Origin of the sequence: Pseudozobellia sp. WGM2 (genome assembly GCF_017810075.1) — a bacterium.
Taxonomy (GTDB): Bacteria; Bacteroidota; Bacteroidia; order Flavobacteriales; family Flavobacteriaceae; genus JADNYK01.
This window is the reverse complement of sequence record NZ_JADNYK010000037.1, coordinates 1-540: the sequence shown is the minus strand read 5'-3', so window position 1 is coordinate 540 and position 540 is coordinate 1. Positions and strand designations below refer to the sequence as shown.

Annotated in this window: 2 protein-coding genes; both read right to left on the bottom strand. The window is 36.3% G+C overall.

Annotation, left to right across the window (positions count from 1 at the left end; translation table 11 throughout):
* Nucleotides 1-280, bottom strand: a 280-nt coding sequence (locus IV512_RS19695) for a hypothetical protein (RefSeq protein WP_209406470.1), incomplete at its 3' end; no start/stop codon positions are given.
* On the bottom strand, nucleotides 277-540 hold a 264-nt coding region (locus IV512_RS19690; RefSeq protein WP_209406468.1), incomplete at its 5' end, for a phosphopantetheine-binding protein. The genes IV512_RS19690 and IV512_RS19695, both read right to left, overlap by 4 nt.

Here is a 540-nt window from a genome sequence, read left to right as displayed (position 1 = left end):
TGCCGCCCCGGAACTGGCTCAGGACCCAGATCCGGCGCTGCGCGTCGGAGATGGGATAACCGTTGTCCCGGCTTGTCGGGGCCGATGGGATGGAAAGATGTTTTTTTGTTTTACTTTGATGTTTTTTAAAAAATAGAATTAATTCTTCCCTATTAGTTTTTAGTTCATCTAATAATAAAGGGCTAATGCTCCCTTTGGGAGCACTTAATTTTAGTTGTCCATGAACTACTTCAACACCAATATTAAGTTCCTTTAATTTTTTAATTAAAAGGTTAATCATATATAATATATTTCATCATTTTCTTTATTAGATTCTTGTTTGTTAACCCAATTGATTTCATCAATTTCATTTCTAATTTGAGCTATTGTAGGGTTGTGAAATAGAGTTTCAAGTGAAATTTGAGTATCAAATTCTGATAATATTTTGGATATTAATTTCATAGCATTCAGGCTATGTCCCCCCAGTTCGAAGAAGTCGTCCTTTATTCCTATTTTTTCCCTTCCGAGTACCTCCTGCCATATGGCGGCCAGTTGTTTTTC